Genomic DNA, 15,130 nt, shown 5'->3' on the forward strand with positions numbered 1-15,130 from the left:
CAAAAGCCCGCTGCGCGGTCAGTGGCGCGTACTGGGATCGTTGAAACGCAGTACCGCGCCGATTCCCCCGGAGAGTTCGATCCTGTCCGCATCGACCAGGACGATCTCGGCATCCGTACCGATCAGGCCGCGCAGAATCGCCGCGTCGGCGGGAGCGCTGCTGCTGTCGGACACGCCCATCTCGCGCAGTGTCCTGTCCTCCAGGGCGACCTCGTTGGCCCCCGGGCCGATATAGAGCTCGTCCACCGGAGCGCCTCCTGAAGTGGGAGTACGCAGCAGTGTCCGGACCTGACCGCGTTGCAGCGACCCCACGGTCGCTTCCCATCCCTCGACCGCTCGGTCGTGCTCACCGCGTTCACGCTCGAATTCCCGGACCATCTCGTCGACGCGCGACTCGACGGCCGAGCGAACAACCTCGGAAACCTCCTCGTCCAGGTTCTTCCCGGACTCCTTGCGGTCCCGGCTGCTCGCCCCGGTCTGGACGACCATGTCCTGCAGGCCCTTGCGCAACTGCTCCTGGACGAGCTTGCGCTGCTGCACATCGCCGGCGAGGACGATCGCCTCGGCACTGATCCGCAGCGCGCGGGTTTCGATCTCGGCCGCCATATCGGCGGCATTGTGCTGCCACCGCTCCTCGACAGCGTGATGGTGCCGCTGCTCGTTGCCCTCACCCGCGGTGTGGCTCTTGCGCAGCGGGACGCCACCACTTTCCACGGTGGTGCTGTCGCTTTCCCGCGCGGCGTTGACCGAGGTGATGTCGGCGCCGGAATGATCCACCACTGCCACGACGTGCGGGATGCGTGCACTGCGCATCCGCAGGTACGGCATCAGATGCGGCAGTGGTCCGAAAAAGACCTGTTCGTCAGCGGGGAACTCGGTGGGCGGCTGCGGCAGCTCGTCGTTGAGCAGCACACGCCCCTGGGCGGCGACGACGAGCTGCCCGCGCCGTCCCGACTCACGCCACTGGTGCTCACCGATTCTCTCCTCGATCGCCTGCAGGGTTGCCTCGTCCGCCCCCTGGTCGGCCAAGCTTTCCCGAGCCGAGCGCCACCGAAGACCGACCTCTTTCGGCGCGTTCTCCACATCCGAGGAAGTGTCGAGGTACACCGTGGCAAACGGGCCGGACTGTTCGTACACGTCCTGCAGAAATCCGAGCTTCATGAATGGCTCTCCACATCCGGTGTTCGTGGCCGCACCAACCTGCGGTCTGACACAGCGGCCACCGTGGTCGGCGGAGCTGGTGCCTGCTTTCAGGCACTACGCGCCTGCTGGCGGTGCTTGCCCTCCGAAAGCTCCTCGACGGCCTTGTCGCAGAACGCCCGGAGGTCACCGGGACTACGGCTGGTCACCAAGCCCGTGTCGACGACGACCTCCTCGTCGACCCAGTCGGCGCCCGCATTGCGCAGATCCGTGGCCAGGCTCGGGTACGACGTCAGCCTGCGACCCCGCACGACATCGGCTTCGACGAGCATCCACGGTGCGTGGCAGATCGCCGCCACCGGTTTCTGCTTCGAGAAGAACTCACCCACGAAGCGCACGGCATCGGAATTCCGCCGCAGCATGTCCGGATTGGCAACACCGCCGGGCAGCACCAGGCCCTCGTAGTCGTCGGCGCCGACATCGCCGACCACCTTGTCGACGGAGAAGGTGTCCGCCTTGTCGAGATGGTTCATCGCCTGCACGGATCCGGACTGGATGGAGACGAGCTCCGGTTGTCCGCCCGCCTCCTGCACGGCCCTCCAGGGTTCGGTGAGCTCCACCTGTTCGGTGCCCTCGGGGGCCACCAGGAAAGCGATCCTGAGGCCACTGAGGTTGTCGCTCATGAGGACCTCCTTCGTCTCGTGTTCGGGCAGACTCGACCGCTTCCGCTGGAGCGGTCGTCCTCGTTCGATACCCGTCCGGACCAGTCCCCAAACTCGCGCCCGAACTCCCCGGAGACGACTCCGGAGCGCAGCCGTGCGGAGCAGACCGGGTACATTCACGCCCGGCGATGCGCGTGAAGATCCGTCGAGGAGCATCGATGCGGCAAGGTGAGTTCGTCGAGGAGTTCGAGTTACCCGACCAGCACGGCACGACACGGACGCTGTCGGCATTGCTGGCCACGGGTCCGGTGGTGCTGTTCTTCTACCCGGCCGCCATGACCGCCGGGTGCACCGCCGAGAGCTGCCACTTTCGCGACCTGTCCGTCGAGTTCGCCGCCCTGGCGGCTCAGCCGGTGGGCATCAGTACCGATCCGGTCGGCAAGCAGCAGGAATTCTCCGAGAAGAACGCACTGGGGTTTCCCCTGCTGTCCGACACCGCGGGTGCGGTTGCCGAGCGTTTCGGAGTGAAGCGCCGGTTCGGGCCCATCCCCGTCAAACGCCACACCTTCGTCATCGACCGTGATCGCCAGGTGCTGGGCACCATCCGCAACGAGCTGCGCATGGCGGTCCACGCCGACCAGGCGCTGAAGGTACTGCGCGGAGGCAGCTGATCGCCGGCCCGCGGGGATACCGGGCCGAGGCGGAGCCGGCGCTCACGAGGGGAGGGGACCATGCAGCCGCTGCTGAGCGGTGAGCCGGACCGGGTCGGAGATTACCGGCTGCTCGCTCGCCTCGGCACGGGCTCGATGGGCGCGGTCTACCTCGCGCGCTCGCGTGGTGGACGCACGGTGGCGGTCAAGGTGGTCCGACCCGAACTCGCCGAGGATCCGCAGTTTCGCGAACGGTTCCGTCGCGAAACACGGATGTCGGCGAAAGTCGGGGGGTTCTGGACCGCGGCGGTGATCGATGCCGATCCGGACGCCGAGCGGCCGTGGCTGGCCACCGAATACGTCCCCGGCCCCACACTGCACCAGGCGGTCTCCGAGCACGGCCCCCTGCCCGAACACACCGTCCACGGGCTCGCCGCCGGGCTGGCCGAGGCGCTCGAGGCCATCCACGCGGCCGAACTGGTGCATCGCGACCTCAAACCCGGCAACGTTCTGCTGGGGCCGGACGGACCGCGCGTCATTGACTTCGGGATCTCCCGCGCGGTGACGGCCAGTGCCATGACCGCGACCGGAATGTTCTTCGGAACGCCGGGGTACTTCTCGCCCGAGCAGACCGTGGGCGGAGAAGTCGGACCTCCCAGCGACGTGTTCTCGCTGGGAGCCGTACTGGTGTTCGCCTCGACCGGGACCGGCCCGTTCGGCAACGAGCACACCGCGGCCATGCTCTACCGGGTCGTCCATGCCGAACCCGACCTGGACCGAGTACCCGCTGCGATACGGCCGCTGGCTGCTGCCTGCCTGGCCAAGGAAGTCCCACAGCGGCCCACCCCGACCGCGATCCTCGAACGCCTCGGCGGTGCGGGGCCGCGAGGCAACCAGTGGCTTCCCGCACCGATCACGACCTCGATCACCGAGCACACCGCCCGATGGGAACGGACCGTGCAGGCCGCACCGCCCGACGTGCCGCAGGTGCCGGACCGGGCATCGAGCGGTCCCGAACCCATCGGACGGGCTCCTGCCCGGAACACCCTCCACCAGGCGTCTTCGCGGGCTCGGCCGGTGCGCAAGGACAGTCCGGGGCCGGTCTTTCGTACGGGCAGACGCGCCGCAGCGCTGGTTTCGGCCGCCTTCGTGTTGCTGCTCGCCTACGGGGCCACGCACCTCGGAGCGGCGATCGAGCCGACGGGCAACGCACAACTCGTCTTCCTGCTCGGACTCACCTGTCTGATCCTCAGTGGCGGAATCTCACTGCTGCGGCTGCTGCGGCCCCCGCTGCGACTGCAGGTCAACGGTGATGGCCTGCGGATCTCCCGGCTGGGCCTGCGTCAAGAGGTCCCGTGGGAGCACGTCAGCCGGGTCGGCATCGTCGGCCGGGGAACGAACCGGTCGGTGGCGCTCTGGATGGTCGACGGGGCGCCATCACCGAGATCCACGTGGTGGCATCGCATACGGCGGTACCGGGGCGGTGTCAGGGTGTTCCGGATCGGTGCCACCGGTGGCTGGTACAAGAGGCATCGGGAAACCAGGCGGCTCCGCGCCGCACTGCAGCAGTACGCCCGGGGAACGTACGACGCCGGTCCGCTGTAGCCCCTTTCGTGCACACCGGCGAGTGACAACGTTCCGAGCCGGCACCGCGCGGTGTGCCATTGGCTCTCCCGGCGACAGGAACGAGCAAGAATCCAATGCTTTTCTGCTCAATCGCGCAACGAAGTATCGCAGAAAGCAATGCGTTGCCAATGGAAGCCACGCCCGTGGCGACATAACCTGTGGGCATGACTGCCGCCCCGACCGGTACGGGCTCTCCCGCCGCCACGTCCGAGTTCCTGGCTCTCGACGAGCACTACAGCGCGCACAACTATCATCCGCTGCCGGTGGTGATCAGGGAAGCATCCGGCTCGTGGGTGACCGATGTGGACGGTATTCGCTACCTCGACTTCCTGGCCGGGTACTCGGCGCTGAACTTCGGACACCGCCATCCGGACCTCGTCGCGGCGGCGATCGACCAGCTCAACCGAGTGACGCTGACCAGCCGTGCCTTCCACCACGATCAATTCGGTTCGTTCTGCCGTGAGCTGGCCGAGCTGACCGGCACCGAGATGGTGCTGCCGATGAATTCGGGCGCCGAAGCCGTCGAGTCGGCCATCAAGGTCGCGCGGAAGTGGGCGTACCAGGTCAAGGGAGTACCGGAGGACGGCGCCGAGATCATCGTGGCCGGATCGAACTTCCACGGCCGCACCACCACCATCGTCTCGTTTTCCACCGACCAGGAGGCGCGCGCCGACTTCGGGCCGTTCACCCCCGGTTTCACGGCCGTGGCCTACGGCGACGCCTCCGCCGTCGAGGCCGCCATCACCGGACGTACGGCGGCGGTGCTGGTCGAGCCGATCCAGGGCGAGGCGGGAGTCGTCGTTCCCCCCGACGGCTATCTGCGCGAACTGCGCAGGCTCTGCGACGACAACGGCGTGCTGCTGATCGCCGACGAGATCCAGTCCGGCCTCGGACGAACCGGCGAACTGCTGGCCACCGCGCACGACGGCGTACGCGCCGATCTGTACACCCTGGGCAAGGCCCTGGGCGGCGGCCTCCTGCCGGTCTCGGCCGTGGTCGGACGGCGCGACGTCCTCGGGGTGCTGCGGCCCGGCGAGCACGGCTCCACTTTCGGCGGCAACCCGCTGGCCTGCGCGGTCGGCCGGGCGGTCGTACGGCTGCTGGCCACCGGAGAATTCCAGCGCCGGTCCCGGGAGCTCGGCGCTCACCTGCACGCGCGGCTGGGCGAACTCGTCGGCGCAGGAGTGTCCGAAGTTCGAGGCCGCGGCCTGTGGGCCGGAGTGGACATCGCCGAGGGCGGCCCCACGGGTCGTGCGGCCAGCCTGGCGCTGGCCGAGCGTGGTGTGCTGTGCAAGCAGACCCAGGACAGCACGCTGCGCATCGCACCCCCGTTGGTGATCAGCACCGAGGAGCTCGACACCGGGATCGACGCGCTCGCAGAGGTCCTCCGGCTCGGATAGCTACGTCCACCGACGTACTCACAAGTACGACGCCGCACGGACGACGCGATGCCGGCTACAGGCCATGGTGGTCCCGCGTGGAAGGAGACCACCATGACCTCGTACGCGACTCTCGCCCCCGCCGGACATCGGTGGCGGCTGGGCAGACGCACCCGCAAGACGGTGTTGGTGTTCCACATCGCGTCGGCAGGTGCCTGGCTCGGCATCGACGTGGTGATGGGGGTGCTGGTCGTCACCGCACTGTCGACCTCCTCGGAACGCACCAGGGCCGTGACCTACCTGGGTCTGGAGATGTTCGCTGTCTGGCCCTTGCTCACCGCCGGCCTGCTCTGTCTGGCCACAGGCGTGCTGCTCGGGCTCGGCAGCAAGTACGGCCTGGTGCGCTACTGGTGGGTGGCGACCAAACTGGTACTCAACGTCGTGCTGGCCACGCTGGTGCTACTGGCCCTGCGCCCCGGCATTGTCGACGCCGCCGACAGCGGCCGCGCCCTGCTCGCCGGGGCGTCCCCGCCACTCGCGGTAGGCGACCTCGTCTTCCCCCCGGTCGTGTCCATCAGTGCCCTGCTGTTCGCGATGGCGCTCTCGGTGTTCAAGCCGTGGGGCCGCATCGGCAACCGACGTGGCCGGAAACGAGAAGGGCGCAACGGTTGAGACACGGCATCGGCAAGCGGTGCGGCAAGCCTCGTCACTCTCGTGGTATTCACACTGCTCGACGGCAGGCGACCTGCCGCCGGGACATCGACCGAGGAGAACGGTGCCACGGATGCAGCCCAAGCGAGCGCTCGTCGGCGACACGCTGTTGGCGCTCGGGCTCGCGATTTTCGGGGGCGTCGCGACCGCGAACATCGATACCGTGGTCGCCCCCGACCGGGAACTGGACGCCTACGGCATCGCCCTGGTGACCGCCGCCGCCCTCGTACTCGTGCTACGACGGCGTCGGCCGCTGGCCACGCTGGCGGGAACCACCGCCTGCACCGCGACGTACCTTCTGCTCGGCTACCCCTATGGGCCCATCCTGGTCTCGTTGCTGATCGCGGTCTACACAGCAGCCCGCTACCTGCCACTGCACACGTCACTGCCTGCCTGCGTGGCGGCGATACCGGCGCTGCTCGCACACCTGTTCACCAACAGTGCGGCGTTGCCCGGATTCCTCGGCGTGGTGCCGGGCTCGGCCTGGGTGGTTGTGCCGTTGGCAGTCGGCATCACGGTCCGACAAGCTCGGCTCACCGCCGAGCAGGCCCGCGCCGAGCTGATCCGCGAGCGGGTGGCCGACGAGCGGCTGCGGGTCGCGCAGGAAGTGCACGACGTGGTGGGGCACGGTCTGGCGGCGATCAAGATGCAGGCCGATGTCGCGCTGCACGTGCTGGACAAGAAACCGGAACAGGCCGCCACAGCTCTGGAGTCGATCAGCAGTACCAGCGGGCAAGCGCTCGACGAGCTGCGTGCGACCCTGGCTCTGATACGCAGGGAGGAGGACGACCGTGCCCCGGGACCCGGTTTGGACCGGTTGGAGGACCTGCGGCGGCGAATGAGTGACGCCGGCATCACCATCGAGGTCACCACTACCGGCACTCCCGCACCCCTCCCGCAATCGGTCGATCTGGTGGCCTACCGAGTGCTGCAGGAGGCGCTGACGAACGTGTTGCGACACAGCCCGAGCAGGGTTGCCGACGTGCGGGTGGGTTACGAGACTGACGCCGTGTCGCTGACCGTGGCCAGCAGTGGGATGACCCGTACCGACTCCTCCGGCGGACTCGGCATCCCCGGCATGCGCAAGCGGGTCGAGTCACTCGGCGGCACGTTCTTCGCCGGTCCGAAGCCGCAGGACCGGTTCGAGGTACATGCGCGAATGCCGATCGGGGCCGATCCATGACCAGCGTGCTGGTAGCCGACGACCAGGAACTCGTGCGTCTGGGCTTGCGCACGCTGATCGACAACGAGGACGACATGCCCGTGGTCGGCGAGGCCTCCGACGGGCTCACGGCGGTGGCCGTGGCGCAGCGGACACGCCCCGACGTCGTGCTGATGGACATCCGGATGCCCGGTATCGACGGCCTGGAGGCGACCCGACGGATCACCGCAGACCCGGACCTCTCCCACACCCGAGTCATCGTGCTCACCACGTTCGAGGTGGACGAGTACGTCTTCGACGCCCTGCGGTACGGCGCCTCGGGTTTCCTGCTCAAGGACACCAGTCCCGCCGAGCTGCTCCAGGCGATCCGGCTGGTCGCCGGCGGCGAAGCACTGCTGTCCCCGTCGGTCACCCGCACGCTGATCTCCGAGTTCGTGCACCAGCCGCCCCGACCGCACAAGCCGCATCCGGATCTGAAATCGCTCACCGAGCGAGAACACGAGGTCCTCGTCCTGGTCGGCGAGGGACTCAACAACGACGAGATCGCCGAGCGGCTCTCCATGAGCCCGGCAACCGCCCGTACGCACGTCAGCCGAGTGATGATCAAACTCGACGCGCGTGACCGTGCCCAGCTGGTGGTATTCGCCTACCGCTCCGGACTGGTCCACTGACCGGGCCGGCCAGGGACGCATGACCGGCAGCAAGGGAGCCGCGCGGACACCCCGGCAACCACCTGTCCAGGGCTTGCAGAGCAGAAAGCCACTAGGACTTGGCGAGGTCGCGGGACAGCGCCGTGAGCCGGCTGATCGCACGCAGGTACTTCTTGCGGTATCCCCCGCTCAGCATCTCTTCGGTGAACAGCGACGACAGCGCCCCGCCGGAGACGCGAACCGGTACCGCACGGTCGTAGAGCCGGTCGGCCAGCGCCACCAGCCGTAGTGCGACGTCCTGGTCGGGTGCCGCGTGCACCCCGCGCAGGTACACCGCACTCACCCCTTCGACGAGCCGCCCGTATTTCGACGCGTGCAATCCGGCGAGATGTCCGCAGAGGTCGTCGAAGTCGTCGAGCGTGGCCCCCTCGGTCGCCGCGGCCGCCTCAGCCAGCTCCTCGTCGTCCATCGGCTCCGGCGCTTCCGGCAGGCCACGGTGCCGGTAATCCGGGCCGTCGATCCGCACGACATCGAAGCGCTCCGACATCGCGTGGATCTCGCGCAGGAAGTCCACTGCGGCGAACCGCCCCTCCCCGAGTTTCTCCGGCAGGGTGTTGGAGGTCGCGGCCACGTACACACCGGCATCGGTCAGTTTCGACAGCAACCGGGTGACCAACATCGTGTCACCCGGATCATCGAGTTCGAACTCGTCGATCGCCAGCAGCCGGTGCTGCGACAGTCGGCGGACGGTCTCGGTGAACCCCAGCACACCGACCAGGTTCGTCACCTCGACAAAGGTCCCGTAGGACTTCGGGCCGGGCACGGCATGCCATGTCGAGGCCAGCAGATGGGTCTTGCCGACGCCGAAACCACCGTCGAGGTACACCCCCTGCTTGCCGCCGTCCGGCCGCCTCGCCTTCCTGCCACCGAACAGCGAGCGCAGCACCGACCTTCGCTCGTCTCCGCCCGCCGCGGTCACCCTCTCGGCGAACTCGCGGCACGCGGCCACGGCAGCAGCCTGGCTGGGCTCCTCGGGATTGGGGATGTAGGTGTCGAAGCGGACCTCGTCGAATCGCGGCGGCGGGGTCATCGCGTCGACCAGCTCGTCCGCACTGATGTCGGGGCGGCGATCGGTCAGGCGCGGGGTCGTCATACCTGCACTCTAACCATCGTGATGAGATGGTCGGGTGGACAGGCTCTGGCCAGTGGACGACGCGCAGCAGGTGGACAGCGACCTGGAGGCGTTCTACGCCTATCCGGAAGCGCTGCAACGACCATGGGTACGGGTGAACTTCGTCTCCAGCCTCGACGGGGCGGTGACGGTACGCGGCAGCTCGCGAGGCCTGTCGAGTCCCGGAGACCAACGTGTTCTCGCATTGATCCGTGATCTGTCGGACGTGGTCCTCGTCGGCGCGGGAACCGCCATCATCGAAAGCTACGGGGGGATCAAGCGCAAGGAGAGCCGCACCGAGCGCAGAAGGCGACTGGGACTGTCCGACGTCCCTCCCATCGCCCTGGTCAGCAATCACTGCTCGTTGCCGCCCGACTCACCGCTGCTGACCGGCAGCGTGGTTTCCCCGATCGTGCTCACCTGTGCGGCCGCGCCCGCGGACCGCCGAGCCGCCCTGGTCGACGCCGGCGCCGATCTCGTCATCGCCGGCGACGACAAGGTCGATCTGCACGAGGTACTGGCCGCGCTCGAGGCGCGCGGACTGCGCCGCATCGGCTGCGAGGGCGGGCCGACCCTGTTCGGTGATCTCGTCGCCGAGGACCTGGTCGACGAGCTGTGCCTGACCGTTTCCCCGCTGCTGACCAGCGGCAGTGCCGGCAGGATCGCCACGGGTACCCCCGCCGAACAGCCGCGTGGGATGCGGCTGTTGTCGGCGTTGCACACCGACGAATCGCTGCTGCTGCGTTACGGGAGAGCGGCGCGGTAACCGAAGGCGCGAACACTCTCGATGCCCACCGTCCGGCAACGCTGCGGCACGGTCGGCCGGGTGGCGATCAGTCCGCGCAGGCCTCCCGTGCACCGGCGCCGCCCTTCGGTTGAGAGCCGCTGCCGCGGGTCGCACCGACCGAGGCGAGGACCACGCACCCGATCGCCAACCACTGCACCGACCCGAGCGCCTCCCCGAGCACGACCAGGCCGGCCAACGCCGCCACCGCCGGCTCCAGACTCATCAGGACCCCGAACACCCGCGGTGGGATACGCCGCAGCGCTTCCAGTTCCAGCGAGTACGGCAGCACCGAGGACATCAGTGCCACCAGCAAACCCACCGCGAGGGCGGTGGGTTGGAGCAGGGCCTCGCCGGAGCCGACGATTCCGAAGGGTGTCGCCACCAGCGCACCGACGACCATTCCCAGGGCCAGTCCCGAGCCGCCCTTGGTGTGGTCGCCCAGCTTCGCTCCCATCAGGATGTATCCGGCCCAGAAGGCGCCCGCCAGCAGTGCGAACGACACTCCGACGGGGTCCAGACCACCTTCGATCCGGGACAGCAGCAACACTCCCACCGCGGCGAGTCCCGCCCACAGAACGTCCAGCTTGCGGCGTGAGCCGAACACCGCCACCGACAGCGGCCCGAGAAACTCGATGGTCACCGCAACACCCAGCGGTATCCGCGCGAAAGCCTGATAGATGCTCATGTTCATCGCGGCCAGCACGGCCCCGTAGCCGACGATCACCAGCAGCGTCCTGCGATCCATCCGCAGCGACGGGCGCACGAGGATCAGCAGCACCAGTGCGGCGAAGCCCAACCGCAGAGCACTCACACCGGTGGCCCCGGCCATGGCGAACAACTGCTTCGCGAAAGCCGCCCCCACCTGCAGGCTGATCATGCTGGTCACCACGAGCACGGGAGGCGGCACCGCACCGACAGAGCGCGCGGCACGGTTGCCTCTTCCTCCGAGTAGGCGCCGACTCGATGAAGCCTCACCCATGCTCGTCACGATCGCCTCGAACCCTCTGCCGTCCGTGTCTTCCCATGCCGTCCGCGGGGCCGGTCCCACGGTGACCTCGGCGCACCGACCCCGAGGGCACGGTACTCGACGCCACGATGCGCAAGGCCCCGCCTGCGCCCGGTGCTCACCCCGGCCTCACGCCGATCATGCGATGCTGACCCGAAGCAACGGCCCCCGGCCACCGGGGCGGACAATTCCCACACCGCCATCGCGTCCTGGCAACCCGTTCATCGGCAACAAGGAGTACCCGTGCCGCGCATCACTCACCGGGCCGGTGCCCTCCTGCTGCCGCTGGTGCTCTTGATCGTCGCGGCTTGTTCCGCAGGCCCCTCCGAGCGTCCGGCAGTGGCCTACCGGGGCTCACAGCAGCAGGTCCCCCCGGCACCGGCGCCCCCGGAGCCCGCGCCTCTCCCCCCGTTGGGTCCTCCGGCTCAGCAAGCACTGGGCTGGCAGGACTGCACCGAACGGACCCGGCTCGAAATCGGCGTGTCCACGCTGCCGGAGGGAATGTCCTTCTCCTGCTCCCGGCTGCTCACCAGCCTGAGTCCTCCCGGCGCGATCAGCAGCGGCACCTCCCGCATCTCCCTGCTGAGTGTGGGCAGTGGCTCGATCCCCCTGGTCGTCGTCAACGACATCCGCGGGGTGCCCGGAACGGCCTTCACCGCGCGGTTGGCCCTGAAGCTGCCACCGGAGATGCTGGAGACCTTCAGGATCATCGGTATGGATCGGCGCGGCAGCGGCCGTTCCGATCCCGCGACATGTTTCCCCCCCGCCGCCCGAGAGACCATCGTCGGATTCGATCCGCGGGCCACGGAACGGGCAGCGCTCGATCGCCTGCTCGACTCGGTGCGCTCGGCGAGCCAGGAGTGCCTGCTCGAACTCGAAAAGCGAGCACAGGCCTACGACACCTGGCGCACCGCCGCCGACCTCGAAGAGCTCCGGATCGAACTGGGCGTTCCCCGCCTGCACGCCATCGGACGGGGCGAGGGCTCTCGGGTTCTGGCCACCTACGCCCAGCGCTACCCCCGTTCCGTGGGGCGCATGGTCTTCGACGGTGCTCCGGATCCCACGCTGGACGCGCTCGGCCGGACGAAGAAGCAGGCTCGTGAAGCCGAGAGGACTTTCGACGCGTTCGCCGCGCAATGCACAGCGGGGAACGCGTGTCCCCTGGGGCCGGACCCACGCAGAACGGTCGAGGATCTGATCGAGCGAACCCGTGCCACACCGCTTCCCGGGGCCGGCTCACCGGTGACCGCGGGCACGATCGTGCGAGCGATCCTGCTCGGCCTCACCGACCCGGACCGATGGCACGAGCTCGTTCAGGCCCTCGATGCCGCCGACCGCGGAGACGGCACCATGCTCGGGCGCATGGTGGCACCGTTGCTCCACGGCGACGCGGCCCATCCCCCGGGGCTCGACTCCCGGGTCATCACGCGATGCAACGACACCACGCTCCGCGTGCCGCCGCAGCGCGGCGTCGGTATCGCCACCGAGCTGGTCGATCGGTTCCCGCTGTTCGGCGGGGTGCTGGCGCAGCAACTCGTGCAATGCTCACTGTGGCCCGTGCCACAGCGATCACTGCCCGTGCCGAGCAATCCCGCGCTTCCCCCCATCCCCGTGATTACCACGGCCACCGATCCGCTCACTCCTGCGCTGGGCAGTGAGCACATGGCCGACCGGCTCGCCGCAGGGATCACCGTCACGTGGCAGGGCACCGGGCACGGAGCCTTGGGGCGTTCCCGCTGCGCCACCCTCAACGCCAGCGGCTTCCTCGTGCACGGCGCTCTTCCGGCCGAGAACACGGCGTGCCCGGCATGACCGTTCACCCGGCGGTTTTCCGCCCGGGGTGCCGACACCCCGGGCGGAAAACCGGTCGAGCTCAGCTGCAGCTGCCGCAGCAGCCGCACGACGGCCCGCTGCAGTTGCTGCAGCAGTTGCAGCCACCCAGCCGAGCATGGACGTGCCTGTCGTCGTCCCGGACCATCGAGTCCTCCCGTAGTGGAGCGAGCACCATCACCATCGATGATGGGCAATCACCGGAGGGGTACGGCACCGCCGGTCGGGCGACAGCGTGTGGTCCACCGCTCACTCGCCCGGCGGAAACGAGCCTTGCGAACCACTCGCCGGCGGCGGCCACACCCGGGACCATTCGTCGGGGCGAGCTTGCCGACGAGGCGCTATCGTGTGGCCATGACACGCAGTGGTCGGCAAGGCGACGAGCCGGACGGACCCACCGGCCGATTCGCCGACGACCTGATCGGCCTCGATCCGCACGATCCCGAGGCTCAAGCGTTCGCCGAGCACCTCGACCGAGTGGAACGGTCTCAGTCTCGAGCCACCGTCGAGGGCATGTTGCAGGGCGTCGAGGACTTCGCGCAGAGCGCCAATCGCGCCGGGGGTCGCCGCCGATTGGCTGTGGCGGTCGTCGTCCTGCTGATGCTGGTCGGGGTGGGGATCGCCCTCTGGGATGCTGTCGTGTTCGTGTCCGGCGTCTTCTTCGAGTGAGCCGCCTCGTCGGCCCTGCGCGCACGCACCGCAGCGACAGCCCGCACGAATCGCCCGGGCATCCGATCACCGGAACGATTACGATGGAGGTATGGAACCGGTCGTGGGAGCCACCCCGAAGATCGTCAGGTCCGACCAGGAATGGCGAGAGCAGCTCAATGCCGACGAGTACGCGGTTCTGCGGCGAGGCGCCACCGAACCCCCGCACAGCGGGCAGTACGTCGAGGACAAGACCGTCGGCGTGTACGAGTGCCGCGCCTGCGGAGCGGAACTGTTCCGCAGCGAGACGAAGTTCGAATCCCACTGCGGGTGGCCGTCGTTCTACGACCCGCGCAGCTCCGATGCGGTGATCCTGCGTGAGGACCGCTCACTCGGCATGGTCCGCGTCGAGGTGCTGTGCGCCTCCTGCCTGAGCCACCTCGGGCACGTTTTCTCCGGTGAGGGCTACAACACCCCGACCGATCAGCGCTACTGCATCAACTCCGTGGCACTCAAGCTGGTGCCGCAGGAGTAGCCGGGTACACCGGCCGGAAATCGGCCGGTCAGCCCACGACTTCCACGCCACACGGCAGTTGCGGGGCTCGGGCCGACCGCTTGTCGGCGGTGGGCAGCGCTACGTCCGGTCTCGCTGCCAACGCCGAGTACAGCGCGTCGTGGAAGGAGACCGCCCCACGGAGCTGCCACGCGGCTTCCGCTGATTCCGACAGCTCCGTGCGAATGGGGTACTCCGTGCAGGCGAGCGTGGCTCAGTGCCTGTCTTTGATCTGGTTCTTTCGCTCGGGTGATCAGCCTGAGCAGGGTGACCCGCTCCGGCGTATTCGATCGGAATGCCCGCAGGCGGGCATCAGCAAGGCAGCAGGCCACGTGGCGGAGAAGTGGCTACTCGATGTGGCCTGCAACGCCGCAAGGCGCCGCCTGAGACGGCGGTTCAGCAACCACCTGACCAAATTCCAAGACGGGCTCTCAGGGCAACTTCGCGAGCAGGTCGGCAACACCGAGGCGGTGCCCGGTGTAGAAGGGCGTTTCCTGGCGCACGTGCAGGCGGGCGTTGGTACCCCGCAGATGCCGCATCAGATCGACGATGCGGTGCAGCTCATCGGCTTCGAAGGCGAGAATCCACTCGTAGTCGCCGAGCGCGAAGGCCGGGACCGTGTTCGCCCGCACGTCCGGGTAGTCGCGCGCCTCCTTGCCGTGTCCGGCGAGCATGTCCCGCCGTTCCTCGTCCGGCAGCAGATACCACTCGTACGAGCGCACGAACGGGTAGACGCAGACGTAGTCCTTCGGCTCCTCACCCGCGAGGAAAGCCGGGATGTGGCTCTTGTTGAACTCGGCGGGCCGGTGCACGGCGACACTGCTCCAGACCGGCTGGGAGGCCTGTCCCAACGGTGTCGTACGGCGGAAGTCGGTGTAGGCCGCCTGCACCGACTCGATTTCCGACGCGTGCCACCAGATCATGAAATCCGCGTCGGCACGCAGGCCGGACACGTCGTACACGCCACGAACCACCACATCCGAATCCGCCAGGCCGTCCAGGAACTCCCGGGTCTGCTGCGCGGCCTTCTCCCGGTCCTCGGGCAGCGCCCCCGGCTCGATACGGAAAACCGACCACATGGTGTAGCGGATGGTGTTGTTGAGTTCGGAGTAGTTCAGGCGGGCCATACCACGCAGTTTCCCACTGTCGGATCGG

Annotated in this window: 15 protein-coding genes; 10 read left to right on the plus strand and 5 right to left on the minus strand. The window is 68.4% G+C overall.

What is annotated here, in order from left to right; all coding sequences use genetic code 11:
• Nucleotides 1–18 precede the first annotated feature (18 nt).
• Nucleotides 19–1,161: a baeRF2 domain-containing protein gene (locus tag DFQ14_RS10110; RefSeq protein WP_114452958.1), complete on the minus strand. Its 1,143-nt coding sequence runs from the start codon at nucleotides 1,159–1,161 to the stop codon at nucleotides 19–21.
• An 89-nt stretch (nucleotides 1,162–1,250) separates the two neighbouring features.
• Nucleotides 1,251–1,823, minus strand: a complete 573-nt coding sequence (locus DFQ14_RS10115; protein WP_114452959.1) for a type 1 glutamine amidotransferase domain-containing protein — start codon at nucleotides 1,821–1,823, stop codon at nucleotides 1,251–1,253.
• Nucleotides 1,824–2,020: 197 nt separating this feature from the next.
• Here DFQ14_RS10115 and DFQ14_RS10120 point away from each other — a divergent pair, with 197 nt between their 5' ends.
• The 6 genes from DFQ14_RS10120 (at nucleotide 2,021) to DFQ14_RS10145 (ending at nucleotide 8,001) form a co-directional block, all read left to right on the plus strand.
• Entirely contained in the window at nucleotides 2,021–2,473 is a 453-nt protein-coding gene (locus tag DFQ14_RS10120; protein WP_114452960.1) for a peroxiredoxin, read from the plus strand.
• A gap of 60 nt (nucleotides 2,474–2,533) precedes the next feature.
• Nucleotides 2,534–4,057, plus strand: coding sequence for a serine/threonine-protein kinase (locus DFQ14_RS10125; RefSeq protein ID WP_114452961.1), 1,524 nt, complete (start codon nucleotides 2,534–2,536; stop codon nucleotides 4,055–4,057).
• 185 nt (nucleotides 4,058–4,242) lie between these two features.
• Nucleotides 4,243–5,478: an ornithine--oxo-acid transaminase gene (gene rocD / locus DFQ14_RS10130; protein WP_114452962.1), complete on the plus strand. Its 1,236-nt coding sequence runs from the start codon at nucleotides 4,243–4,245 to the stop codon at nucleotides 5,476–5,478.
• Nucleotides 5,479–5,571: 93 nt separating this feature from the next.
• Complete coding sequence (locus DFQ14_RS10135) at nucleotides 5,572–6,129, plus strand: hypothetical protein (protein ID WP_114452963.1); 558 nt, start codon at nucleotides 5,572–5,574, stop codon at nucleotides 6,127–6,129.
• Between the two features lie 112 nt (nucleotides 6,130–6,241).
• Nucleotides 6,242–7,351, plus strand: coding sequence for a sensor histidine kinase (locus DFQ14_RS10140; protein ID WP_114452964.1), 1,110 nt, complete (start codon nucleotides 6,242–6,244; stop codon nucleotides 7,349–7,351).
• Nucleotides 7,348–8,001, plus strand: coding sequence for a response regulator transcription factor (locus DFQ14_RS10145; protein WP_114452965.1), 654 nt, complete (start codon nucleotides 7,348–7,350; stop codon nucleotides 7,999–8,001). The genes DFQ14_RS10140 and DFQ14_RS10145 overlap by 4 nt, the downstream gene beginning before the upstream one ends.
• Before the next feature lie 91 nt (nucleotides 8,002–8,092).
• On the opposite strand, the gene zapE is transcribed toward DFQ14_RS10145, so the two are convergent.
• Nucleotides 8,093–9,133, minus strand: coding sequence for a cell division protein ZapE (gene zapE / locus DFQ14_RS10150; RefSeq protein ID WP_114452966.1), 1,041 nt, complete (start codon nucleotides 9,131–9,133; stop codon nucleotides 8,093–8,095).
• Nucleotides 9,134–9,185: 52 nt separating this feature from the next.
• On the opposite strand from zapE, the gene DFQ14_RS10155 reads away from it, so the two are divergent.
• Entirely contained in the window at nucleotides 9,186–9,917 is a 732-nt protein-coding gene (locus tag DFQ14_RS10155; RefSeq protein ID WP_246195591.1) for a pyrimidine reductase family protein, read from the plus strand.
• 67 nt (nucleotides 9,918–9,984) lie between these two features.
• On the opposite strand, the gene DFQ14_RS10160 is transcribed toward DFQ14_RS10155, so the two are convergent.
• The gene (locus DFQ14_RS10160; RefSeq protein ID WP_114453098.1) at nucleotides 9,985–10,917 is read right to left on the minus strand and encodes an EamA family transporter; all 933 of its coding nucleotides are present in this window, start codon (nucleotides 10,915–10,917) and stop codon (nucleotides 9,985–9,987) included.
• A 270-nt stretch (nucleotides 10,918–11,187) separates the two neighbouring features.
• On the opposite strand from DFQ14_RS10160, the gene DFQ14_RS10165 reads away from it, so the two are divergent.
• From DFQ14_RS10165 to msrB, 3 genes are all read left to right on the plus strand, one after another.
• The gene (locus DFQ14_RS10165) at nucleotides 11,188–12,756 is read left to right on the plus strand and encodes an alpha/beta fold hydrolase (RefSeq protein ID WP_114452968.1); all 1,569 of its coding nucleotides are present in this window, start codon (nucleotides 11,188–11,190) and stop codon (nucleotides 12,754–12,756) included.
• A 372-nt stretch (nucleotides 12,757–13,128) separates the two neighbouring features.
• Nucleotides 13,129–13,443 carry a hypothetical protein gene (locus DFQ14_RS10170; RefSeq protein ID WP_114452969.1) on the plus strand — a complete coding sequence of 105 codons (315 nt, stop codon included), beginning with the start codon at nucleotides 13,129–13,131 and terminating at the stop codon, nucleotides 13,441–13,443.
• Between the two features lie 91 nt (nucleotides 13,444–13,534).
• Nucleotides 13,535–13,957 (plus strand): peptide-methionine (R)-S-oxide reductase MsrB, encoded by a 423-nt coding sequence (gene msrB / locus DFQ14_RS10175; protein WP_114452970.1) that lies wholly within the window; start codon nucleotides 13,535–13,537, stop codon nucleotides 13,955–13,957.
• A gap of 449 nt (nucleotides 13,958–14,406) precedes the next feature.
• On the opposite strand, the gene hemQ is transcribed toward msrB, so the two are convergent.
• The gene (hemQ, locus tag DFQ14_RS10180) at nucleotides 14,407–15,102 is read right to left on the minus strand and encodes a hydrogen peroxide-dependent heme synthase (protein ID WP_114452971.1); all 696 of its coding nucleotides are present in this window, start codon (nucleotides 15,100–15,102) and stop codon (nucleotides 14,407–14,409) included.
• Nucleotides 15,103–15,130 lie beyond the last annotated feature (28 nt).

It is taken from the genome of Halopolyspora algeriensis (assembly GCF_003337235.1).
Lineage (GTDB): Bacteria > Actinomycetota > Actinomycetes > Mycobacteriales > Pseudonocardiaceae > Haloactinomyces > Haloactinomyces algeriensis.

What these genes read in the sequence shown, in the direction of transcription:
- DFQ14_RS10170 (WP_114452969.1), top strand. Translation starts at nt 13,129, where the DNA reads ATGACACGCAGTGGTCGGCAAGGCGACGAGCCGGACGGACCCACCGGC.
- hemQ (WP_114452971.1), bottom strand. Translation starts at nt 15,102, where the DNA reads ATGGCCCGCCTGAACTACTCCGAACTCAACAACACCATCCGCTACACC.
- DFQ14_RS10120 (WP_114452960.1), top strand. Translation starts at nt 2,021, where the DNA reads ATGCGGCAAGGTGAGTTCGTCGAGGAGTTCGAGTTACCCGACCAGCAC.
- DFQ14_RS10145 (WP_114452965.1), top strand. Translation starts at nt 7,348, where the DNA reads ATGACCAGCGTGCTGGTAGCCGACGACCAGGAACTCGTGCGTCTGGGC.
- DFQ14_RS10110 (WP_114452958.1), bottom strand. Translation starts at nt 1,161, where the DNA reads ATGAAGCTCGGATTTCTGCAGGACGTGTACGAACAGTCCGGCCCGTTT.
- DFQ14_RS10160 (WP_114453098.1), bottom strand. Translation starts at nt 10,917, where the DNA reads ATGGGTGAGGCTTCATCGAGTCGGCGCCTACTCGGAGGAAGAGGCAAC.
- DFQ14_RS10115 (WP_114452959.1), bottom strand. Translation starts at nt 1,823, where the DNA reads ATGAGCGACAACCTCAGTGGCCTCAGGATCGCTTTCCTGGTGGCCCCC.
- DFQ14_RS10125 (WP_114452961.1), top strand. Translation starts at nt 2,534, where the DNA reads ATGCAGCCGCTGCTGAGCGGTGAGCCGGACCGGGTCGGAGATTACCGG.
- rocD (WP_114452962.1), top strand. Translation starts at nt 4,243, where the DNA reads ATGACTGCCGCCCCGACCGGTACGGGCTCTCCCGCCGCCACGTCCGAG.
- msrB (WP_114452970.1), top strand. Translation starts at nt 13,535, where the DNA reads ATGGAACCGGTCGTGGGAGCCACCCCGAAGATCGTCAGGTCCGACCAG.
- zapE (WP_114452966.1), bottom strand. Translation starts at nt 9,133, where the DNA reads ATGACGACCCCGCGCCTGACCGATCGCCGCCCCGACATCAGTGCGGAC.
- DFQ14_RS10140 (WP_114452964.1), top strand. Translation starts at nt 6,242, where the DNA reads ATGCAGCCCAAGCGAGCGCTCGTCGGCGACACGCTGTTGGCGCTCGGG.
- DFQ14_RS10135 (WP_114452963.1), top strand. Translation starts at nt 5,572, where the DNA reads ATGACCTCGTACGCGACTCTCGCCCCCGCCGGACATCGGTGGCGGCTG.